The organism is Paenibacillus sp. G2S3 (assembly GCF_030123105.1).
In the GTDB taxonomy this organism is placed as follows: domain Bacteria; phylum Bacillota; class Bacilli; order Paenibacillales; family Paenibacillaceae; genus Paenibacillus_AQ.
In genome coordinates, this window is record NZ_CP126095.1 from 3,868,790 (window position 1) to 3,890,838 (window position 22,049).

Genomic DNA, 22,049 nt, shown 5'->3' on the forward strand with positions numbered 1-22,049 from the left:
CTCTCCATTTATTAATTTTTGCAAAACAAAAGCCCAAATTTCACCGCAGAATGAATTGCGAGGAAATTCGGGCTAATGATTAACATTAATTACTTCGTTTCAACGGCATGTCCACCAAATTCATTACGAAGTGCAGCCACTACTTTACCAGTGAAGGTATCGGTCTCAAGCGAACGGTAGCGCATTAATAACGCCATCGCGATGACCGGTGTTGCAGCTTGCAGATCAAATGCAGTTTCGAGCGTCCATCTGCCTTCTCCGGAGGAGTGCATAATCCCTTTGATCTCATCCAATTTAGCATCTTTCGAGAACGCACGTTCAACCAGTTCCATCAGCCAAGAACGGATGACAGATCCATGATTCCACACCCGAGCGACTTCCTCAAAGTTGTAATCAAACTCACTCTTCTCCAGCACCTCAAAGCCTTCACCAATGGCAGCCATCATGCCGTATTCGATACCGTTATGAACCATTTTCAGAAAATGACCACTACCAGCTTTACCGGCATATAAAAAGCCGCTTTCCACAGCCGTATCACGGAAGATGGGCTCCACAACTTCCCAAGCTTCAGGATCTCCACCAACCATGTAACAAGCGCCGTTACGCGCTCCTTCCATCCCTCCGGATGTACCTGCGTCCATGAAGCTGATTCCATGTTCCTTCAATTGCTCATATCGGCGAATGGATTCCTTATAATGTGAATTGCCCGCTTCAATTACAATATCTCCTTTAGATAACAAAGGTGTGATCTCAGCAATGACAGAGTCCACAACCTGATGTGGAACCATGATCCAAAGGATTCTAGGCGTTTCCAATTGTTGTACCAACTCAGGGAGCGTTACTGCTCCACTGGCACCTTTGGCTTTCATTTCCTCCACAGCAGGTGCATTCAAATCAAATGCAACAACCTCATGTCCATGATCCAGCAAATTCTGGCCCAAATTGAAGCCCATTTTTCCTAATCCAACTAATCCTACTTTCATGTAATTCCCTCCGATATATAGATTCTTGTGATGTAAATTAGCTATTTTTTTCAAAAAAAACAGGCAGGGGCTTACGCCCCTGGCCGTATAGATTCCTGCGTTGCTGCAACTTCTGCCTGAGCAGAGAGAACTTCTGTCTCCCGATCTGCCTCATCGAACCACCAGCGATCTTCACCCAATAGCTCCATAGCCGCATCCGGACCATAAGAACCTGAAGCATAAGTGTGAAGTGGCATAAGCCCCTCTTCCATCGCTTCCTGAATAGGTGTAACCCACTGCCAAGACAGTTCTACTTCTCTCCAGTGAGCGAAGAAGGTAGCATCTCCACGAAGTGCATCGAAGATTAGGTTCTCGTAGGCTTCCGGAACATCTGAAGTACCCGCTTCATAAGTAGCGCGGACAGGCTCAAGCTTTCCTTTTTGCAGCTGATCTTTCGTGTTAAGTTGTAGCGTTATAGCTTCATTCGGTCCAATCTCGATAATCAGCAAATTCGGTACGTCATTTCCTTTATTCAAGTTATTACTATCATTAAACGGTTCTTTAAACTCAATAACAATACGTGTGGATTTCTCCTTCATTCTCTTACCTGTACGAACATAGAAAGGTACATCATTCCAGAGCGGATCATCTATAAATAAACGCGCTGCGATAAACGTCTCATTTTGCGAGGATTGGTTAATTCCTGGCTCATTCAAATAACCTATAACAGGGTTCCCTTTGATTTCACCTTCTGTATATTGTCCACGGACAACATGTTTATTAACCTCATCTTTGCTAATTGGAATGAGATGCTCCATGACGTATATTTTCTTCCCACGGATTTCTTCAGGTGTACTGCCTTTAGGAAGCTGCATCGCCATCATCATCATCAACTGCAGCATATGGTTCTGGAACATATCACGAAGTGCGCCAGCTTTATCGTAGTAGCCTGCCCGTTCTTCAACGCCAACAGTCTCACTCGCTGTAATTTGAACATTCGCGATATATCTATTTTTCCACAGCGCTCTTAGCACTGGATTAGAATACTTCAGAACTTCCAAATTCTGCACCATCGGTTTACCCAAGAAGTGGTCAATCCGGAAGATTTCTTCTTCAGTAAATACAGCATTCAAGCTGTCATTCAGCTCTCTTGCGGATTTCAAATCTGTGCCAAAAGGCTTCTCAATAATCAGACGCTTCCAGCCTTTCGTGGCACCCAGACCACTAGAGTGAATATTAGCTGCGATTTCCTTAAAGAACTCAGGACCTACCGACAAATAGAACATCCGATTCTCGGGAATATTGAAAAACTGCTCGCGACGTTTAACGTGATCCAGTAGCTTTAAGTAATCTTCTGTATTCCCTACGTCTAGAACGCTATATTCAAAAGCTTCCAAGAACACCTGCAATTGCGGTGAGTCAACGGCTGGTTGTCTAGAAAAAGTCTGTAAGGATTGCAGTACTTGCTTACGGAAGGCTTCGTTCGAAACTTCTCTTCTTCCTAATCCAATCACGGAAAGAGGACCTGAAATTTGACCATCTAAAAAGAGGTTATATAGTGCAGGATAGATTTTACGTTTTGCCAAATCTCCTGTAGCGCCGAATAGCACAAATGTTGATGATTCCACTTTCATTCCTCCTGTTGTTATACATTATTTATATACTTACTTTTAATTACTAACATACTCAGTAGAATCAATCATACGACTGATATTTTCATACGTCAACCTCATTTCGACATTTACGAAAAGTTATTATTTTCACAAAGCTAACAATTGGTAATTATGATTAATGTCACAAAGAAAATCTTATTGGATTATTCGTATTAAATTACTCGGGTATTCTCGTTAATTAAAGGATAATCTCAATCCCAGCAAGGATTTAACGAATCTGAATCCACTCACTCCGATTTAAGAATCATCACAACAGCCAATTTGTTACCAGAATAAAATTTCCAGTCGCCACCTTTACTCGTTCTCCCTCGTATCTCCAAACTAACTTAAAGGAATTGAGCATTTTAGAATGGACGACATCGATATAACATTACAATTTGATCTCTATATTTAATCTCAACTTGAATTTTTAAGCATAAAAAAGGTCATCTTCGAGGAAGATTATCAGAGAACGTTTCGGAGGGGTTAGTGCAGACAACTTTGATGGCATATCGCAGACTACCTTCATTGTGATAATACAGACTACTTCGATGGCATGATTGTAGACTACCTCCATTGTGATAATACAGACTACTTCGATGGCATGATCATAGACGACCTTGTTGGCGTTATCACTGAATTTTCTATGGGATATCGAAGATTACGTCGTTGGCGTATCACACTTTTGGGTATCTGTAACTTGCTAAGCATATGGAATGACCTTGGAGTCTGCTATGTGTGCCGATGTGGGTGTCTTCGAAGTTTGCTTGGAGTGTGCATGGAGAATTTCTTAAAAGTCCGCTTAGAGCGCATTAAGTATTACTTGGAGTAACATTATGTTTACCCGCACAGCCAAGCCGAGATTGGATGGGACTCAGGAGACCTTACTTCGAGTGATGCATCCTCTCCTGCCGAAGATCTATGGCCTACCTTGGCTGGATCGGACTCAGGAGACCTTATTTCGGTGATTTAGGCCATTTCGTCATGCTATCGGTCTCAGATGCAGCTATTTACTCAAAACCACTCCACTTTAGAGCAAAAACATGGCAATAAGAGCTATACAGTCCGATTTTACTCAAAAATACGCCAAATAGACCAAATAGCTGCTATACAGTCCGTTTCGTCACCGCCTGCTGATCGCCTTGGCTGGATCGGACTCAGGTACTCTTATTTCGGTGATGCATACTCTCTGCCGAAGATACATGTCCTGCCATGACTGAATCGGACTCAGGAGACCTTATTTCGGTGATTTAGGCCATTTCGCCATGCTATCGGACTCAGGTGCAGCTATTTACTCAAAAGCACTCCACTTTGGAGCAAAAACTTGGCAATAAGAGCTATACAGTCCGATTTTAATCAAAAATACGCCAAATAGAGCAAATAGCTGCTATACAGTCCGTTTCGTCACCGCCTGCTGATCTTCTTAGCAGGATCGGACTCAGATGCTCTTATTTCGGTGATGCACCCTCTCCTGCCGAAGATCTATGGCCTACCTTGGTTGGATCGGACTCAGGAGACCTTATTTCGGTGATTTAGGCCATTTCGCCATGCTATCGGACTGAGGTGCAGCTATTTACTCAAAAGCACTCCACTTTAGAGCAAAAACTTGGCAATAAGAGCTATACAGTCCGATTTTACTCAAAAATACGCCAAATAGAGCAAATAGCTGCTATACAGTCCGTTTCGTCACCGCCTGCTGATCTCCTTGGTTGGATCGGACTCAGGCGCAGCTATTTACTCAAAACCACTCCACTTTGGAGCAAAAACATGGCAATAAGAGCTATACAGTCCGATTTTACTCAAAAATACGCCAAATTGAGTAAATAGCTGCAATACAGTCCGTTTCGTCACCGCCTGCTGATCTCCTTGACTGGATCGGACTCAGCAGTCCTTATTCTATGATTGTGACCCACTCATATCGGACGATTACCGCACTAGCTCACCACGCCTATTGTTTAAAGCCGGTATTTTAAGTGTTATAATTAAAGACGCATGAATTTCCATTCAGTTTACGAAAGGAAGGAGATTTTTTCATGAATATGAAACAATGGGATCGAATTCGGACGGGACAGGGTTTTATAGCTGCCTTGGACCAAAGTGGTGGAAGTACACCAAAAGCGCTGCTACAATATGGCGTTACAGAGGACAGTTATTCCAATGAAGATCAAATGTATGAGTTGGTTCACGAGATGAGAACACGCATTATCAAGAGCCCTGCATTTGATTCGAAGTATATACTGGGTGCAATCTTATTCGAAAACACAATGGACCGTCTCATTGACGGGAAATATACTGCTGATTATCTGTGGGAGGAAAAAGGCATTGTGCCATTTCTGAAAATCGATAAAGGACTTGCTGATCCAGAAGACGGGGTACAGCTCATGAAGCCAATTCCCGGCTTAAGTGATCTTCTGCAGCGGGCCAACGAACGAAATATTTTCGGGACGAAAATGCGCTCGGTGATTAAAGAGGCCAATCCTTCCGGCATCAAAAAAGTGGTTGAACAGCAGTTTGAAGTCGGTAAGCAAATTTTAGAAGCGGGACTGGTTCCGATTATCGAACCTGAGGTCGATATCCACTCTGCGGATAAAACAGCATCGGAAAAGCTATTAAAAGAAGAACTTTCAGCTCAATTGTCTAAGCTGGGCAAAGACGTGAAGGTCATGCTGAAGCTCTCCATACCCACGGAGGATAACTTCTACCTAGAATTAATGGATGATCCTCACGTTTTACGAATTGTCGCTTTGTCCGGCGGTTACACACAAGCTGAAGCCAACGATAAGCTCGCCCATAATCAGGGCTTGATCGCCAGCTTCTCGCGTGCTTTATCGCAAGGACTAAGCGCCGGGCAATCAAACGAAGAGTTTAACGCGCTCCTCTCCAAATCTGTAGTAGCGATATATGCTGCCTCTATTCAATAAGCAGCTCTTCTCTTCGTGAAGATGCCAGACACATAAAAGGGCTGTTTCCCTAACAGGTAAATACCTGTCGGGAAACAGCCCTTTTTAATTTGGTTTTACTTTTTTAAAGCTAGTGCTCTAAGAATAATAGTTGCTGCTTCAGCACGAGTAGTACTGCCTTGTGGCTTCAATGTACCATCTGTATAACCCTTAAGAATTCCCTCAGCTATAGCTGCCCCCAGTGCAGAACGAGCCCAGGTGGAGACCTTGACGCTGTCCGAGAAGTTCATGCTCATATCTGCTTCTGCGAGCTGCGCTACGCGAACGACAATTGCAGCTACCTGTTCACGAGTAACCATTTCATCTGGTCCGAAGTTGCCATCGTTATAGCCATTAACAACTCCGAGTGCTGCCGCTGTTGCAATGGCTTCATTAGCCCAATGTGTCTTAGTGTCGCCAAACACTTTGCCGACTTCAGCCTGAAGCTGGAAGGCTTTGACGATTATCGTTACGAATTCGGCTCTTGTAATCTTGCTATCTGGTTTAAAAACATTATCTGGATAGCCATTAATCGCACCGAGTTTAACCAGATCTCTGATGCTCGCTTCAGCCCAATGTCCCTTGATATCAACAAAATCCACATCCGGTAAAGAAGTCGGAGCCACTGTTTTATCAGAGACCAGAACGGCAAATTTCGTGAAATGTGTAACTGTTCCCGACACTGTTCCACTTTCCTGATCCACTTGTAGATTATCCAGCTGTACCCACTTTTTCGTCTGCTCGTTCAACCAATACAAACCTACAATGGACTTGTTAAGGTCCACTTTTGTCTTGTCAAAAGGCAGTGTAATCGTGATCGCCTTAGCAAAATCACCTTCCTTATTTTTGATGATCTCATAAATATCACCCAGCAATTTCAATTCACCTTCGGTGAAAAGACTCGAAGTATTGCTTAGTTTAGTTACATTTATGGCAATCCCGCTATCCATTGCTCCTGCCGGAACATTAATTTTGACTCCGTTCAAAGACAATACGCCACCGTTTACAGTAACTGTTCCGCGATTGATCGGAGGACTAACCTGATTCGTCCCTCCTGTCGAGGTCGATGGATTAGAAGACTCCGTTGGTTGCGTTGTAGCAGCTTCAGCTCTCGTCACAGTCACAGTGTAGGTCTTGCCAATACCGTTTGATGATGTTACTACAATCGGAATGACATTGCTGCCAACATTCAAACTAATCGTCCCACTTGTTTGCCCGTTCACTGCCGGAGTACCGTTAACGGTGAAAGAAGCAGAACTGTCATATACACTTGCTGTTACAGTAATACCCGCTACTTCATTGTTCACTTTAGAAGTATAGTCAGTTAACTCAGGGTTAAAGGCTGGGGTCAGTGTGCCGTTAGATAGCGACAAAGCACTTAATTCCGTGTCATGATTGGCTGCTTCCTCAGCACCTCTGTTAACGTCTATCGTGTAAGTTTTACTGGAACCATCGACCGCAGTCACCACAACCGGAATTTTGTTGCTTCCAACCTTCAGATTGATCATGTCGCTTGGCTGGCTGCTGATGGACAGATTACCATTCACCGTAAGTGTAGCCGAGCTATCGTATACACTTGCTGTTACGATAATTCCTGCTACTTTATTGTCCACATTTGCCGAATACTCGGTGATTTCGGACGCAAATGCAGGGTTCAGCGAGCCGCTAGACAATGTCAGAGCACTCAAATCTGTACTGCCACTCACTTCTCCTGTGGCAGATCTTGTCACGATCACAGTATAGGTCTTGGTAGAGCCGTCTCGTGCCGTCACCGTGAACGGTATTTCATTTGCTCCAACAGACAGCTCAAATGATATTCCGGTTCCGTTGGCATAGGATTGTCCTTGGGCGGTCAACTCCGCTTTGGCATCAGTAGCCCTCGCTGTGAGTTCAATAGTGTCAACGGAGTGATCTACCTTAACTGCATACTGTGTGACCTTAGCATCGAATGACGGAGTTAAAGTGCCTGTCTGAACAGTCAAATCATCTAACGTCGAGACATCAATCAGCTTTCCAGCCAGCATATCACTTTGGACTAGTGCAAAATCTGCTACCACCTGATGTGAATAATCTTCGGCAGCATTCAGAATAAAGTTCTTAAGATCACTCCATACAGGAAGTACATCCGTTACAAAACGCTCTTCAAATTTGTAGTTCAATGTTTCAGATACTTTGTCCAGACGAGAATCCGTATAAGCATAAGCTTTTGCTGCATCTATTATATATTGCTCTAACTCATCTTTATTTTTGAATGGCTTATCCGTGTAATCCCCTTTAAAAGGTGACACTTCCCGAATCAGGTAAGAACGGTTCGAAGCTTCGACTACACCCAGATAAACATCAGGGTCTACCGCTGTCTTGATATACGCATCTTTGGATATGTATGCGCTGGTGTTCTGCTCCTTCACATCAAGCAGGATATCATCCGTGTGAGCCCCACTTCGGCCTTCGATCAGCACATTGTAGCGCTCAACACCGATGCTGCCAATCCCTTGGTGAATGCGGCGCACGATATCCTTGATAGTAAAATAAGCATCAAATTGCTCGTTGCTTAGGTTCGGAAAATCCCCTCTAACCTGAGCCTTGTAATTTTCCCAATCTGCGCGCAAAGATGTCTTTTCAGCTTCCGTCGCGAGTTCAAACTTATCCGAATTGGCGGCTATGTTGAGTTTTCCATTCAACGCGCGTTTACCCAGCAATTTTTGCAGCGCCTCAGCGTAAGACACCTTCGAGACACCGTCCATTACGTTTTTGGTATAGGCCGTGACATTGTTTTTGGTCAGCTTGGTGGTTTTCTTACTATTGTCGTTATTGATTTCAATTAATGTATCTTTATACGTTTCCAAAAATTTTGCCGAGACCTCACGGAAATCAGCATCCTGCAAATTGGAGATACCTGAGCTGTCTTTATCGTATTTCACGATATAAACACTCGTAACAAAACGTAGCAAATCGTTATAGAAGCTTCCAATTCCCGCAGAGTCCACATCATTCAGACTAAATACCATTGTTTCAGTGCTGTCATTAAAAGTTCCTACATTCTGAATATGGGCATCACCTTGCGTGTAGGTTAGAATATCCTTGTCTTTCCACCCTGCGATAATCGAGTCTGGAGATGGAATGAGATGCTTCGCCTGATCGGACTTAAACAATGAATTCGTACCACGTAAAAAGGTGTAAGCATTAGCTCCCATCGCATTACTTCCATATTTATATTCCTTGGTGACAGGATCATTAAACCCGGTATTGTCCGCTATAATTCTTTGCTCAACCACTTGCCTCCGAGCTTCGTCAGAACGAATAGGTTGACTATAACGCAGTAAAGAGATTCCGATAGCATCGGATTCTACCCACCCGCCATCCTGCACAGCTTGTGGCTTCAAGGTCACATTAAGCGGCACAGTATTCATAACAGCTGATGTTGCTGTACCGGAAATGGAAATAGTGATCGTATTACTGCTGCTTTGTCCTTCAGCCGTAATCTTCCAATCTCCTGCCGGAAGTCCAGCCACGCTATAAGCATTTGCATTTAGGGTGCCATCAACAGCAACCCCCGCGTTAAGTTTCAACCGTAGAAGTGCATTCATAGCCTTTGCGCTGCTCATTTGTATCGTGGAGGAATCCGGAACGCCTATGATTTTATTGGAAGGTGTATACTTGGCCAGCGTCACTATATTCGTCTTTTGATAAACAGTCACTGGTTCGGTTGGCTTATTGACTTGATTCCACGCTCCAAGAAGAATATTAAACGTAAGATTGGCATCAGACTCTATATTTCCAGAGCCATCTCCAGTAATCGTAATTGTGATTTGATCACCACTAGCTGCTGCCGTTGCAGATAAACCTGCTGGAAGACCAACTACGTTGAAATCAGCTGAAGCCCATGCTCCTTGTTTTAGAACAGCGTTGAAGGCTTTCAATATAATAGTATTATGATCTGAATCCACGGCTGAGCCGGACTTCATCAGTAGAGTCTGATTATTTTCCAAAAAGGCATAAGCCGCTGGGCTGCTGGAATTACGAGCCTTTGCACCTTTGACTTTTTCAAAGTCTTTTCCATTATTCTTCGTATCCCAATTGTTCCCGCTATTCGGGAAGGCTGCCGAAGTCAGGTTGGTCCCGGGCTCCAATGGATCGAACACCAAGCGCTGCATTGTATTTTGCTTGCCAGCCTGCGGTGCTGGACTTCCCCAAAAGGCATCCACTGCATCATACCCGACAAAATCCACAACATGATCCTTTAGCGAATCTTTCATCGGGTCATTGTCGGTCAATTTTTGGTTCGTATTCAGTAGGGCCAGTTTACCGCTGTTATTCCCTAGTTTAAAAGAACCCTCAGCCGCATCCGCTTGCGGCAATTCTGCTCCGACACTTCCGTTGCTGCCAAGCGCAATCAAATAATAACCGTATGCAGGAATTTGGGCTGTCGGTGCACCTAAATTCGCTATCTTCCAGTTGTTTTTCTGGTTATCAGCGAATTGTATGGACCAACCGTTTAGTGAAACAGGCTTCGACGTAGGATTAAATAATTCAACAAAGTCGCTAGAGTACACGTCGAGAACATCGTCTTTTTTCCCTCCATAAAAATGGCTAATTACTATGTTCTCCGCCAGATTATCGGTGTTCGCCGAAACTGCCGCTGCATAGCCTGTCCCTACCAGAACCCATAAGGATTGCACAAGCATTACTGTCACAAGGGCGACTGAGATCGAGCGCTGAACTATTTTTTTCAAATTGATAGACCCCTCTCCCATTTCAAAATTCAGATCATTATATCAACTGAATGTCATAGGAAAGTAAACTGAACTGCAGGATTAGATCATTTTATCTCACGCAAAACAGGAGCTTTATATTCAAAAAAGTCAAAATAAGCTGGCTTCGCTTGCTGATCCATATCTTGAGCGCATATTCCAACCTAGGAGCCTGTAAATCCAAGCTTGCCACCATACTCATCCGAAAGTGTCCCAAAGTCTAAAGGCGTACAGACCACCGTCCAATTCACTCCATCTGGTGAAGCGTAAAATACAAGCTCTCGTCCATGAATTTCAACCTTCAGATAATATCGCTCCCAATGCTTCACAGAAAGCTGCATGGAGGAAATCTCATCGTATTGTATCGCGGTTTCCCGACCTAGCGGATTCATATTTGCTGTTCCTTGAATCGGACGAGTACATAAATGCGCCATATACCATTCGCCATTTTGTGTCTCCACGAGCGATCCATGCCCGGCTTGCTGGAACGGATAAGTCAGATCATGCGCCGTTGTCATAATCGGGAAATCCGGATCGGTCTCATAGGGACCTATGAGGCTTCGACTTCTAGCCAAGGTGATCATATGATTAATTCCCGTGCCCCCTTCAGCGGTCAATAAATAATAGTATCCGTCCTTTCGGTATAACTGCGGGCCTTCGGTCACTCCGATAGGTGTGCCTTTATAAATTTCATGGATAGGACCAATTAATTTACCGGATTCCAGATCAAGCTGCTGCCATTAAGTCTAATCGGCTCACTCCAAGGACCTTTTATATCAGTTGCCGTAATTAAATAGTTATGCAGATCCTTATATACACTTTTGCGGGATTTCACATCTGTAAATAGCAGATAAAACACCCCTTGATCATAAGAAAGAGCCGGTGCCCAAATGGAACCAGAGCTTACATTACCACGCAAGTCTACTTGAGAGGCTTCTGTCAGAGCATATGAAATCGTATGCCAATGCACTAAATCCTTGGAATGATGTATTTCCACACCTGGCAACCATTCAAAGGTAGATGTAGCAATATAATAGTCATCTCCGACTCTAATAAAAGAAGGATCGGGATGAAAACCCCTTAACACCGGATTAACAATTTTACGCGTCATAATATAGCCCTCCACTACCGTATTTTTCACAGTTTAACGTTTTTATTGTATCGCTTTCATAACTCTTAAAGTTATAATGGGATATATGAAAATGTTTGTATTTTGTCATCTTGGAGGGCCTATGAAGCAGCTATTCGAGCCTGTTGTTTTTGAAGAACACAAGACTTTAATTTGGGATTACAAAATATATACCGATGACTATTACAAAGGTTATTATCACTGGCATCAATGCTGTGAAATTATGTTCGTGCATGGTGGTCAGGGAAACGTAGTCGTCAATCAGCAGATGTACGATATCCGCCGGGGGATGTTATTCTTTTTCCAGCCCTATCAGCTGCACCGGATCTATTCGGAGGTCTCTCCTGAATGTCCTTTTGAACGAAGCATCTTCTACATTGATCCACATGTTGCGGAGAACCTGCTAAAGGGCTTTACGAAAAGAAAGGCTTTATTCACGGCACTTTGGCGAGGTGAAAATAGATATTGCGCCTTTGATCTTGAAGATCGTGTTGAGACTGTGGAGTGGATTCTAGAGCACTATAATCACAATAAAAAAAGCAATCCAAGCGAAAATACCGAAGACATTTCGATGTTAATTCTTCAATTATTGAGCAGTATCGGGACTGAAGGTCAGCAGATATTTCAAGCAGGAGAACGTCGAGCCTTGCGCTATTCTGAGAAAATCATGAGCTTTATCGAAGAGCATTATCATGAGGAGGTTAATCTGGATCAGCTGGCTGAGGAGATTCATTTGTCCAAATCCTATATCTCTAGAATCTTTCATCAAGAGACCGGCGGACGGCTCGTGGATTATTTGACAGCCCGGCGAATCAAACAAGCCTGCCGCTTGTTAGGAACGACAGACCTGCCTGTGGAGCAAATCGGAATCATTGTTGGTTTCCCGAATGCTTCCTATTTCAATCAATTGTTCAAAAGAGTCCTCGGAACCACTCCATTAAAATATAGAAAAAATAATTAACGCCAAATAGAAAACTGTAGTTTTCTCTGTAACGAAGTTAATATTTTTAGCAAAATGATTAATATCCATCAGCTCAGGGCGGGGTGCATCCACCAGTTCACCGTTAACCCTCAAGTTGACGAAGGTCACATTTTCAACAGCTCTCTCTTCGTCATATCCATAAATTCTTGAAGGGTTGGTCTTCCCGGTATAACTGACATTACGAAAGGTGATATCCCGGATGGATGTCCCCGGCTCTGGATTATAATCCTTATTGTAAACAACACGCACATCGAACAACTGCCCCTGCTCTATCCGCTCCACACGTATATTCTCGTAGAGAACATTACATACTTGATTTCGATCCCCGGCATTAATCGCCAATGCTCCCCAATAATTCTCTTGCGGTTCATGATGATTCAAGATATCTATATTCGCAAAAACAATAGACTCGATTATATCACCATTCCGTTCGTGGTCACCATGTGTGCCTATCATCAGCGGATGAGCGACATCCGCCCACAGCATCGAATCGGTTACGCTGATATTGCGTGTATCCCCATAAAAGTCCCATCGTGAACCATAAATAGCAATACAATCATCAGAATTACGCATAAAAACATCATTAATCCTAACCTCTGAACTAGACATAATATCTATGCCATCAGACCAGCCGCGCGTGCTAAACGATTTGAAATTATCGATTTCGATTCCTTCAGATTGCCCTATGAAAATACTATAATGTGGTGGGTCAATAACAGTGATGCCTTCCAATTTAATGGATTGTGAGAAAATGATTCTTACCCCACGAAATGCTGAATATCGTTGAAAATCCGCAAGATAGATTACTCCGCGACCACGTATAGTTACATCATGAACACCCTCGCACACCAAGGAACCTACTAGCGCTGAACCTCCAGCAAGATATACCATGGTTTCCGAAGGGACTGGGATTACAGTTTCTTCTATATAATGTGTGCCCGGAGCAAAATAAAGCACTTTCCTGTTCTCATCAGGATTAGCAGTAATACCCCCAAGCAATCTTAAAAGATCAGGCTTTCGATGAATACCTGGTTGTACAACGAGAACATTAGCATCCTCTGGTTGCGGGGCATCCTTTTCCATAGGGTTAGCGAATAAGTGCAGATTCCGAAAAATATCACCATTGATTTCAATCGATAGCTTTTGGGCGTACCTCATGCATATCTACCTTAACTTCGTAAATAAACAAGCTATGCCATTCTCCTTCAGGCTTCCGTACCCTCACCTTATAATCTTCACGTCCCGGTATATCTTTAGGTGCTTTATATACTTGTAAATCATCCATTTTACCATCCTCCTGTTCATATAAAATGTATCGTTTCCTCCATCTCAAAAGTTTTAATGTGTTATGCAAAAATGTTCATATTTTGTCTGACATCTATTTAAACAACCCTTCATCATGACAATATTCAAACATTTCCTTGTATCAAAACAAAACTATTCAGCCGCAAGGAAAGCTATACTCTTAACATCCTAACCACACTGGAGGCAGTAACAATGACATCATCTTATTGGCAAGAGCTTATGGGCAGACTCGACACAAAAGTAGAACATATGGTAGAGCAGATTGGTGACAAGTGTCCACATTTTGCAGGGAAAGATGGAAAATTTGACGATATTGGTTCAGACTGGTGGACAACAGGCTTCTGGCCTGGGCTCCTCTGGATCATGCATGATATGACTGGAAAAGACTTATACAAGGAAGCCGCTTGGCACTGGGACGGAACCTTGGAGGAATGGTTTATCAAACCAACAGTTGAGATGCATCATGATGTAGGATTTCAATTTCTTCCGACGGCTGTAATCAAACATACGATTACGGGGGACGAAGACGCGCTGCGCAGGGGGATTGAAGCGGCGAACTTCCTCGCTGCCCGCTATAATCCTGTAGGCAAGTTCATCCGCGCTTGGAATGAAGATAAATACGGCTGGGTAATTATCGACTGTATGTTGAATATCTCTCTACTGTTCTGGGCCAGCAAAGTTACTGGTGATCCACGATATAAGCATATTGCTATTAGCCATGCGGAGACGACGATGCAATATGGCATTCGCGAGGATGGATCAACCAAACATATCCTATCTTTCGATGCAGATACCGGCGCATATATTGAGAATTTTGGCGGACAAGGTTATTCGGCTGAATCCTCTTGGAGCCGTGGAACGGCTTGGGGGCTGTACGGCTTCATCAATACCTATCGCCACACTGGAGATGAACGTTTCCTGAACACCGCTAAGCGGATTGCCCATTATTTCATCTCAGCTTTACCTGAGGATCAAGTTCCTTATTGGGATTTCCGTCTAGGGGATGATAATCGGATGTTCAGAGATAGCTCCGCTGCTTCTATTGCCGCTTCAGGTTTGTTAGAGCTTACAGAGAGCGTGCCTTTAGGCGAAAAAAGTCTCTACGCTAATGCAGCAGAGCGAATACTGCGCTCACTGACCGAAAATTACGCGACATGGGATCAGCCAGAGCATGAAGCGATTTTATTGCATGGAACAGGCAGTGGCACTTCCTTTATCGATGTATCTCTGATCTATGGAGACTACTATTATATCGAAGCTGTCGCTAAATTGAATGGCTGGAAGCACCGGATCTTCTAATCGGTAAACTGTTAATTTAAAATAAACAAAAAGAAGCCTCTCTTTATTAAATGGAAGATCAATTCACCATTTAAAAAGAGAAGCTTCTTTATAAAATTACGCTTTACTCCTTCATGAGTATCGCTGCTCCCTCCAGCAGCATTAAGCCGCTGAGTTGAATACTTAGTTGAACCGGAAGCTCTGGTTTCACTTCCCAAGATGGACTACACAGCCCCCGCTGTTTATCCAGACCTTTTTCCCACAACTGCAAGGCATTGGCCATGATTACCTCACGAATCCGGATAGTCTCAGGAAAATCTCTACAAAGCTGAGCCAGATAACGAACTAGAATACCTTTGAACAATCCAGTATCATCAATGCCTTCATCAGGCAACATCAGATTATTCGGGTCGCATAGACGATCAATACATGTATTAGCCGTCCGAATCGCATCTTCCAAGTAATGAACTTCACCGGTGTTCTTATACAGCTCTAACCCCGCACCTAGAAAAACACCCTGGCAATACGTAAATTCCCAATCGAAATCGATCTGGCCATCCCCAAGTCTGTTTATTCCATCCCACACAAAACCAGTCGCTGGATCAACTAAATACGTCTTGTTCCATTCATAGATACGGATTGCCCACGCCAGGTCTTCCTGTTTTTGAAAAAGCTCATATAACCTAGCTGCTAGAATGACGGCTGGTGCATTAGCAGGTGTGTTTTTATAATCGAGCTGATCCTTCTTCCAGGCCAAACCGCCTCCAAAATGCTCATTCCAAGCCGATTTGATATCCTCCCATAGATCTAGCACAGCGTCTAAGTAGGCTTCATATCCAGTGGCCCGATAAGCTCGTAGCAGCGCCAATGCCGTCCATTCCATATCATCATAGTAATTATGCCTGAAAGTCCCACCGTTATAAGCTTGAAGATTTTCAATTAATTCCTTGATTCTCAGAGAATATGCAGGATCTCCACTACGCTCGTAACCATCCACTAGAATATCAATGACATGGGCCTGCCACCAATAATAAAAATTCTCACCTGCAGCGTTATACTCCCTGGGATACCATTGATTCATGATCCCCGTCTCCGCATTATAATAATTACGTTCTAGACATTGTTGGAACCACTCCGATCTTTCCTTCCAGTTAAGCGCTTCTAGGGCTTCTTTTACTTGTGTCATTAATCGTTCACCTCAAATCTGATCCTTAGTTAATTCTGCCATTTTATCCAATAACTTTATTGCACTAAGTTGGGAGCTGAGCTGAATTACCCCGGTGGATGACAAAGTCCAATCTGTGCCAAACAAAGCTGCGTCCTCTGACTTTCCTTGCTCCCAAAGACATTCAGCATTCGTACGCAGAAAATCGACAGCTTCAACTGCTGCGGCATCAGCTTTGGCCCATTCCGCCGTATAACGAATCAGGATTCCTTTAAACAATCCAGCATCACCATTTCCTTCGTCTGGAAGCACACCACCCTTAGCCTCAGCAAGCTCATAAGCAGCAGCACTAAAAGTTAGACGAGCATCCTCTAAATAGGATGGGTCGTTAGTGATACGATAGAGTTCTACAGCTGCGCCAATATAGACACCTTGGTTATAGGAATATTTCCAATCCTTATCGATCTGGCCATCGCCCGTACGATTCATGCCATCCCATACAAAACCCGTCGTCGGGTCTACCAGATGTTCTTTTTGCCATCTATAAATTTTTAACGCCCATTCTAGATTCTCAGCTTCTCCGAAGGCTTGATACAAACGAGCTGCCAGAATAGCTGCTGGTGCATTGGCAGGAGTATTTTTATAATCCAATTGTGTCTTCTGCCAAGCAATCCCACCTCCCATATGCTCGTTCCAGCCCGTCTGAATATCTTTCCATAAAAGAAGTGCTGTAGCTTTGTACGCTGCTTGCCCAGTTGCTTGATAGGCGCGGAGCCACGCGAGAGCCATCCATTCCATATCATCATACAACTCGTTAGGCCACACTCCGCCATTTCTTTGCAAAAGACCTTCATGAAACGCGGAAAGGCGTTCAGCATACCAATGCTCACCCGTTCGCTGTAATCCATCTACCAATACATCCACAGCATGGGCCATCCACCAATAATGAAAAATGGTATTGCATTCACCATTTGGACAAGGTGTTTCTATATTGTACATTTTGATCGCTTCATTCCAGAATAATGAATCCAGTGCAGCTTGTGCTTGATTCGCTCGTTCCTCCCAAATCCCGATCTCCAATTGGTTCATATAGACTCTCTCCCTGATTCGATTTTATAGACCCGTCATTTTGTCGAGATTCAAATAGTTATTATTCCCCTTGGCTGTATCATAGCCGATCTCAATAGAATTATAGCCAGTGTTCAAAGGCACGTTCAGCGTAACCGTATTCCAGCTGCTCCAACTGCCTGTGCTTGTAAAAATCAAATTATTACTTAAGACCGTACCGTTTACTTTGACATACCGTCCGGCATTCCCAGCTCCTGCTGCATAGCGGAAGCTAATCGTCCGCGTACTCGTACTGTTCTGATTCACATTGAATACTATCCGTGTACTATTTGTGTTCCAACCACCCGTGTAGCCTCTTCCTGTAAATCCTGGCTGTGAAGATTCATTATTGATGCCATATAATCTTGCGTTCTCAGCTTCATAAGTGCCATTCCCTGCAATGGGTCCCGTATAATTATCCGCAGGGACAAGCTGTAGAATGGAAGCGCCCGCCGCCGCAGCGATACTCTGAATGTAGCCACTCCGAGCAGGGGCAGTCCAGTCACTGTCAATAATGCCATCTGAAGCCCGGCGATGATTAAAGGCTTGTGTAGCGTTTTGCTGCAAGAAGTTTAAGTAGGATGCGTTCCCTGTGGCTATTCGCAGCTGGTTCAAATTGCGGACGAATACCATTTTAAAGCCCGGAGAATCATTCTCGCCCTCGTACATCAAGGAATAAGAGAGCGTCATTTTATCGATCACATAAGCTGCGGCGGTATGCGCGTCGACCAAGTATGAACTAGTACCTGTCGCCTGATTCATCGCTAGTGCAGCCCCAAGGAAAGTTCCATAGTTATAGGTAAAATCCCAGTCCACGACCGTGCCAGAACCACTGCCTTCCACATGATCATTCACTTTACTTCCGCTAACGAGCCTGCTTTTGATCCAGGTATACATGGTCTGTGCTTTCGTTAAATAATCAGCGTTACCTGTTGCATTCTTGAGCTTGATAGCCGTCATAATCATCGGAGCGTTTGTAGCCATATTTTTCTGAGGTGAGGTTCCATCCCTCTTCCACCAGATGCCCCCTCCATACGTTGAATCCCAATCACTCCAGATCTGGTCGAACAGAAAGGAGGCTCGGTTGCGGTATTCAGCAGTGCCTGTAATCTCATAAGCACGCATACAAGCCAAGGCCCACCAGCCCAAGTCATCATTGAAATCATTGAGCATCATATCGGGATACTTCACATTAAATCCGTTATAGATATCATCGATCATAGTTCGGTACGTGCTGCTGCCCGTTCTCTGATACGCATCCATTACCGTCTCCCAGAGCTGAGCCTCCCACCAAAAATCGGTATACAATCCACCGTTTGGGCCACTCGCATGTTCAGAATGAATAAGATGATCGCTGTTTGTGTAGAAATATTTTGCAGATGCATCATAAAAAGTATTAACAAAGCTGCTCATAGCCGTATCGGCATTGGCCGCCGTAAACGCATCCGCTCGCTGATATCCACTAAATGGTGCAATAAGTAAAACCGCCGCCAACGCGCCACGAGCGAACAACGACGTTTTTTTCAAGGCATTAAACACAAACATCATCTCCTTTGTAGGCAATGAAACCCTTAACCCTTAATACCACTGAATGCAATCCCCTGCACAAAATAACGCTGAAGCGCCAGAAAGAGCACTAATATCGGCAGGATCGCAACAAGCGCACCAGCCATCATTGGGCCGTAATCCGTTTGAAAATTATAGGAGAAGGCTTGAAGTCCCATCTGGATCGTCGCTTTATCCGGGTCATTTAGTACAATCATGGGCCATAGGAAGCTGTTCCAGCCCGCTTGAAAAGTAAAGATGCTTAAAGTTGCCAGCGCTGGTTTGGTCAGCGGCAAATAAATACGCCAAAATATCTTAAACTCTCCACAGCCTTCGATCCGGGCCATTTCCATCATGTCACTAGGTAGGGTAAGAAAGAATTGCCGCATAAAGAACACAGCAAAAGTTCCTGATGCTCCCGGAAGAATAATCCCCCAGAAGGAGTTCATCAACCCGTTCCCCCCACTGCCAAAAATATCGTTACCTCCGAAAAATGGAATATGGCGCATGACATAAACTGTAGGAATCATAGTTACAATACCGGGTATCATCATCGCCGCCAGCAACACGCGGAAGATCGGTTTATTGAGCTTGAATTTTAACTTTGCAAATGCATACCCACTGATGGATCCAAAAAACAGATTCGCCAGCACACCTGCTACCGCAAGCACAAGCGAATTCCAGAAAAAGAGGGCAAATGGAACCGTTGTAAATGCCTTACGATAATGTTCTAGGGTCAAATGGGAAGGAAACCACCGAATCGGCATAGCGAATATTTCTTCGTCCGGCTTCAGGGATGTAAGTACACTCCAATAAAAGGGTAGAAACATTACGATTGCAATGGCAATGCACACTATATAATAAATTGATTTGCTTAAGCTTCTTTTTAGTAATGAACCTCCGCTAGTATCCATAGCTCTAACCTCCTTCTCCTTAGCAAGCCCGCCTTAAACAATGGGCTCCTCCGCCTTTGTGATCCGCATGTTGATTAGTGAGAAAATGAGAATCGCCACCGCAAGCACAAATGCTTGTGCAGACGCATACCCCATTTGCAATTGATTAAAGCCCTGCTGATAAATCAGATAGACCGGAGTCTTCGTCATATTCGCTGGACCACCCTGCGTTAGCACAAAAGCTTGATCGAACAACTGTAAAGCACCAATGATTGCCATCGTGCTGACTAGAAAGGTCGTTGGACGTAGTTGCGGCCAAGTAATATACCGGAAACAATCCAGCTTATTGGCACCGTCCAGCCTTGCGGATTCATACAAATAGTCAGGCACGCCTTGCAGACCTGCCAAATAAATAATCATATTTGAACCTACCGACTGCCACAGTGTAAGCATAATTATGGACAGCATGGCCGTTCGGGTCTCGGATAACCAGGCAGGACCTGTAATCCCTACATAGGACAACAATCCGTTAACCAAACCAAATTCAGGATGCAAAAGCCAGATCCAAACGGTAGCAGCAGCAACGGCGGATGTAAGGGTTGGCAGATAATTCAGAGTGCGGAACAGCTTCACCCCACGCCAGGTTCGACTAAGTAGAATCGCTAGGAGCAGCGAAATCAGGATATTTAGCGGAACGAAAATGATCGAATAAAAAAACACATTTCGGAATGTTTTCCACAGCAGACTGTCCTCTATCAAACGGCGATAATTATCAAAACCAATCCAATCGTTTCTACTGAGTACATCGTAGTTGGTAAAGCTTAGATATAACGCCATCACTACGGGGATGACCGTGAACACTGTAAACAGCAACACCGTGGGTGTGATAAACAAATAAGCCGTCCGCGCTTGATGTTTCTCTAGCTTTCTGATGGAAGCCATTTCAGCTACCCCCTCCTAAGCAAAAGGGAGGCAAGCCTCCCCTCGCTTCTAATGTCTTACTTGCTACTTCACTACCTCATTATCCTTAAGCATTTTGTCGCCTTCTTCTTGTGATTTCTTCAAGGTTTCATCAATACTCAGCTTGTTCTGCTGGTTTAGCTGCAAATTAGGTGCCAAAGCATCGGTTTCCATCACGGAATAACCAGGGTGGTTTGGACGAACCTTAGCGAACTCCAGCGTCTCTAGAAACGGCTGCCACTTAGGATCATCTTTGAAGAATGGATCTTCCATAGATGGCTTATAGCCAGGCAGATTAAGACTGGTCTTGGCCCAGAGCAATGCGTTATCCTTGTTCGCGGTCCACCATTTGATGAACTCCCACGCCTCTTCCTTATGTTTGGAGCCTTCTGGAATCACCAGACCAAATCCGCCCATAACACTGCCTTTATCCCCGTTTGGACCAGCTGGCGGGGGAACAATTCCATAATCTAGATCTTTACCGTATTTATTATAGGTACTAAGCATCCACGGGCCGGAATACAGCATAGCAACTTTACCTGTGACAAAAGCATCTTGCCCTTCCCCAAGACCAAGCTCGAACCCTACTTTATATACCTTATCCTTGTTCATCAGGCGATCCCAGAATTCTAGCACCTGCTTGCCTTTTTCATTATTAAAATTAGTCTTTCCATCCTCCGTGAGCATGGTGCCGCCAGCCTGTTGAAGATACATATTAAAAAGCCCTAAATCCCCCATTGAAAAACCTGCAATTTCCAATTTATTGCCGTTCCATTTGGTAAGCTTCGTAGCAGATGCCTCTAGCTCATCCCATGTTGTCGGGGGCTGAAGTCCTGCATCTGCGAGCAGCTTTTTATTATAGAAAAGAGCACGAGCATCTACGGTGAGCGGCAGCCCATATAATTTGTCATCGTATGAAAGCTCACGAAGGGACTCGCTGTAGAAATCATCTTGGGAAATACCGTCACGCGTTAAGTATTCGTTAACCGGATGCAGAACGTTTTTTGGAGCATACAATGAAGTTCTCCAGCGATCCCAAAACAGCACATCAGGAGTGCCGCCATTGGTTGCGGAAGTCAGGAACTTCGTGATCATATCTTGCTGCAGCACATACTTTACATGAATCTTATCCTGTGATTTATTAAAGGCATTGACCATGGTCTCAAATTGCTTTTGTCCCTCACCGCCCCAATCTCCCCAGAAGGTAAGCTCCGTCTTTTTTCCATCACCGGCTCCAGGGTTACTTGCAGTTCCAGACTCTTTACCGGTAGACCCATTATTGCCACCACAGCCCGTAGCCAGTGAAGCTGTCATAACCAAAGTAAGTGTGGTAATCAGCCATTTTTTCATGTTCTATATCCCCTTTAGAGTCGATTAAAAA

16 protein-coding genes and 1 pseudogene are annotated in these 22,049 nt (G+C 44.1%); 4 read left to right on the forward strand and 13 right to left on the reverse strand.

Features of this window, described 5'->3' with window-relative positions:
• Nucleotides 1-89 precede the first annotated feature (89 nt).
• Nucleotides 90-983: a phosphogluconate dehydrogenase (NAD(+)-dependent, decarboxylating) gene (gene gnd / locus QNH28_RS16910; RefSeq protein ID WP_283907715.1), complete on the reverse strand. Its 894-nt coding sequence runs from the start codon at nucleotides 981-983 to the stop codon at nucleotides 90-92.
• Nucleotides 984-1,054: 71 nt separating this feature from the next.
• Entirely contained in the window at nucleotides 1,055-2,590 is a 1,536-nt protein-coding gene (zwf, locus tag QNH28_RS16915) for a glucose-6-phosphate dehydrogenase (RefSeq protein ID WP_283907716.1), read from the reverse strand.
• An 860-nt stretch (nucleotides 2,591-3,450) separates the two neighbouring features.
• On the opposite strand from zwf, the gene QNH28_RS16920 reads away from it, so the two are divergent.
• Nucleotides 3,451-3,582, forward strand: coding sequence for a hypothetical protein (locus tag QNH28_RS16920; protein ID WP_283907717.1), 132 nt, complete (start codon nucleotides 3,451-3,453; stop codon nucleotides 3,580-3,582).
• 1,065 nt (nucleotides 3,583-4,647) lie between these two features.
• Nucleotides 4,648-5,535: a fructose bisphosphate aldolase gene (locus QNH28_RS16925; protein ID WP_283907718.1), complete on the forward strand. Its 888-nt coding sequence runs from the start codon at nucleotides 4,648-4,650 to the stop codon at nucleotides 5,533-5,535.
• Nucleotides 5,536-5,630: 95 nt separating this feature from the next.
• On the opposite strand, the gene QNH28_RS16930 is transcribed toward QNH28_RS16925, so the two are convergent.
• From QNH28_RS16930 to QNH28_RS16935, 3 genes and pseudogenes are all read right to left on the reverse strand, one after another.
• Nucleotides 5,631-10,286, reverse strand: coding sequence for a cadherin-like beta sandwich domain-containing protein (locus QNH28_RS16930; protein ID WP_283907719.1), 4,656 nt, complete (start codon nucleotides 10,284-10,286; stop codon nucleotides 5,631-5,633).
• A 182-nt stretch (nucleotides 10,287-10,468) separates the two neighbouring features.
• Nucleotides 10,469-10,645, reverse strand: a complete 177-nt coding sequence (locus QNH28_RS29645; RefSeq protein WP_481858394.1) for a beta-xylosidase family glycoside hydrolase — start codon at nucleotides 10,643-10,645, stop codon at nucleotides 10,469-10,471.
• Nucleotides 10,646-10,663: 18 nt separating this feature from the next.
• Nucleotides 10,664-11,415: pseudogene (locus QNH28_RS16935) on the reverse strand (family 43 glycosylhydrolase); the annotation flags it as partial.
• Between the two features lie 121 nt (nucleotides 11,416-11,536).
• On the opposite strand from QNH28_RS16935, the gene QNH28_RS16940 reads away from it, so the two are divergent.
• Nucleotides 11,537-12,394 (forward strand): AraC family transcriptional regulator, encoded by an 858-nt coding sequence (locus QNH28_RS16940; RefSeq protein ID WP_283907720.1) that lies wholly within the window; start codon nucleotides 11,537-11,539, stop codon nucleotides 12,392-12,394.
• Here the strand turns inward: QNH28_RS16940 and QNH28_RS16945 are convergent.
• On the reverse strand, nucleotides 12,371-13,573 hold the full coding sequence (locus tag QNH28_RS16945) for a glycosyl hydrolase family 28 protein (protein ID WP_283907721.1): 1,203 nt from the start codon (nucleotides 13,571-13,573) through the stop codon (nucleotides 12,371-12,373). The two genes, QNH28_RS16940 and QNH28_RS16945, sit on opposite strands and share 24 nt — an antisense overlap.
• Entirely contained in the window at nucleotides 13,545-13,700 is a 156-nt protein-coding gene (locus QNH28_RS16950; RefSeq protein WP_283907722.1) for a hypothetical protein, read from the reverse strand. The genes QNH28_RS16945 and QNH28_RS16950 overlap by 29 nt, the downstream gene beginning before the upstream one ends.
• Nucleotides 13,701-13,912: 212 nt before the next feature.
• On the opposite strand from QNH28_RS16950, the gene QNH28_RS16955 reads away from it, so the two are divergent.
• A complete protein-coding gene (locus QNH28_RS16955) occupies nucleotides 13,913-15,019 on the forward strand; it encodes a glycoside hydrolase family 88 protein (protein ID WP_283907723.1) in 1,107 nt (368 codons plus the stop codon).
• A 103-nt stretch (nucleotides 15,020-15,122) separates the two neighbouring features.
• Here the strand turns inward: QNH28_RS16955 and QNH28_RS16960 are convergent, their stop codons facing one another.
• The 6 genes from QNH28_RS16960 to QNH28_RS16985 form a co-directional block, all read right to left on the reverse strand.
• A complete protein-coding gene (locus QNH28_RS16960; RefSeq protein WP_283907724.1) occupies nucleotides 15,123-16,184 on the reverse strand; it encodes a glycoside hydrolase family 76 protein in 1,062 nt (353 codons plus the stop codon).
• Between the two features lie 12 nt (nucleotides 16,185-16,196).
• On the reverse strand, nucleotides 16,197-17,252 hold the full coding sequence (locus QNH28_RS16965) for a glycoside hydrolase family 76 protein (protein ID WP_283907725.1): 1,056 nt from the start codon (nucleotides 17,250-17,252) through the stop codon (nucleotides 16,197-16,199).
• Nucleotides 17,253-17,276: 24 nt separating this feature from the next.
• Nucleotides 17,277-18,809, reverse strand: a complete 1,533-nt coding sequence (locus QNH28_RS16970) for a glycoside hydrolase family 76 protein (RefSeq protein ID WP_283907726.1) — start codon at nucleotides 18,807-18,809, stop codon at nucleotides 17,277-17,279.
• Between the two features lie 32 nt (nucleotides 18,810-18,841).
• Nucleotides 18,842-19,729, reverse strand: a complete 888-nt coding sequence (locus QNH28_RS16975) for a carbohydrate ABC transporter permease (RefSeq protein WP_283907727.1) — start codon at nucleotides 19,727-19,729, stop codon at nucleotides 18,842-18,844.
• A gap of 33 nt (nucleotides 19,730-19,762) precedes the next feature.
• On the reverse strand, nucleotides 19,763-20,650 hold the full coding sequence (locus QNH28_RS16980) for a carbohydrate ABC transporter permease (protein ID WP_283907728.1): 888 nt from the start codon (nucleotides 20,648-20,650) through the stop codon (nucleotides 19,763-19,765).
• 63 nt (nucleotides 20,651-20,713) lie between these two features.
• Nucleotides 20,714-22,018 (reverse strand): ABC transporter substrate-binding protein, encoded by a 1,305-nt coding sequence (locus QNH28_RS16985; RefSeq protein ID WP_283907729.1) that lies wholly within the window; start codon nucleotides 22,016-22,018, stop codon nucleotides 20,714-20,716.
• Between the last annotated feature and the right edge of the window lie 31 nt (nucleotides 22,019-22,049).

Excerpts from the sequence above, each read along its gene's own strand:
- QNH28_RS16965 (WP_283907725.1), bottom strand. The coding sequence starts at position 17,252 with ATGAACCAATTGGAGATCGGGATTTGGGAGGAACGAGCGAATCAAGCA.
- QNH28_RS16925 (WP_283907718.1), top strand. The coding sequence starts at position 4,648 with ATGAATATGAAACAATGGGATCGAATTCGGACGGGACAGGGTTTTATA.
- QNH28_RS16980 (WP_283907728.1), bottom strand. The coding sequence starts at position 20,650 with ATGGCTTCCATCAGAAAGCTAGAGAAACATCAAGCGCGGACGGCTTAT.
- gnd (WP_283907715.1), bottom strand. The coding sequence starts at position 983 with ATGAAAGTAGGATTAGTTGGATTAGGAAAAATGGGCTTCAATTTGGGC.
- QNH28_RS16960 (WP_283907724.1), bottom strand. The coding sequence starts at position 16,184 with ATGACACAAGTAAAAGAAGCCCTAGAAGCGCTTAACTGGAAGGAAAGA.
- QNH28_RS16950 (WP_283907722.1), bottom strand. The coding sequence starts at position 13,700 with ATGGATGATTTACAAGTATATAAAGCACCTAAAGATATACCGGGACGT.
- QNH28_RS16940 (WP_283907720.1), top strand. The coding sequence starts at position 11,537 with ATGAAGCAGCTATTCGAGCCTGTTGTTTTTGAAGAACACAAGACTTTA.
- QNH28_RS16955 (WP_283907723.1), top strand. The coding sequence starts at position 13,913 with ATGACATCATCTTATTGGCAAGAGCTTATGGGCAGACTCGACACAAAA.
- QNH28_RS16975 (WP_283907727.1), bottom strand. The coding sequence starts at position 19,729 with ATGGATACTAGCGGAGGTTCATTACTAAAAAGAAGCTTAAGCAAATCA.
- QNH28_RS16945 (WP_283907721.1), bottom strand. The coding sequence starts at position 13,573 with ATGAGGTACGCCCAAAAGCTATCGATTGAAATCAATGGTGATATTTTT.
- QNH28_RS29645 (WP_481858394.1), bottom strand. The coding sequence starts at position 10,645 with ATGCAGCTTTCTGTGAAGCATTGGGAGCGATATTATCTGAAGGTTGAA.
- QNH28_RS16920 (WP_283907717.1), top strand. The coding sequence starts at position 3,451 with ATGTTTACCCGCACAGCCAAGCCGAGATTGGATGGGACTCAGGAGACC.
- QNH28_RS16985 (WP_283907729.1), bottom strand. The coding sequence starts at position 22,018 with ATGAAAAAATGGCTGATTACCACACTTACTTTGGTTATGACAGCTTCA.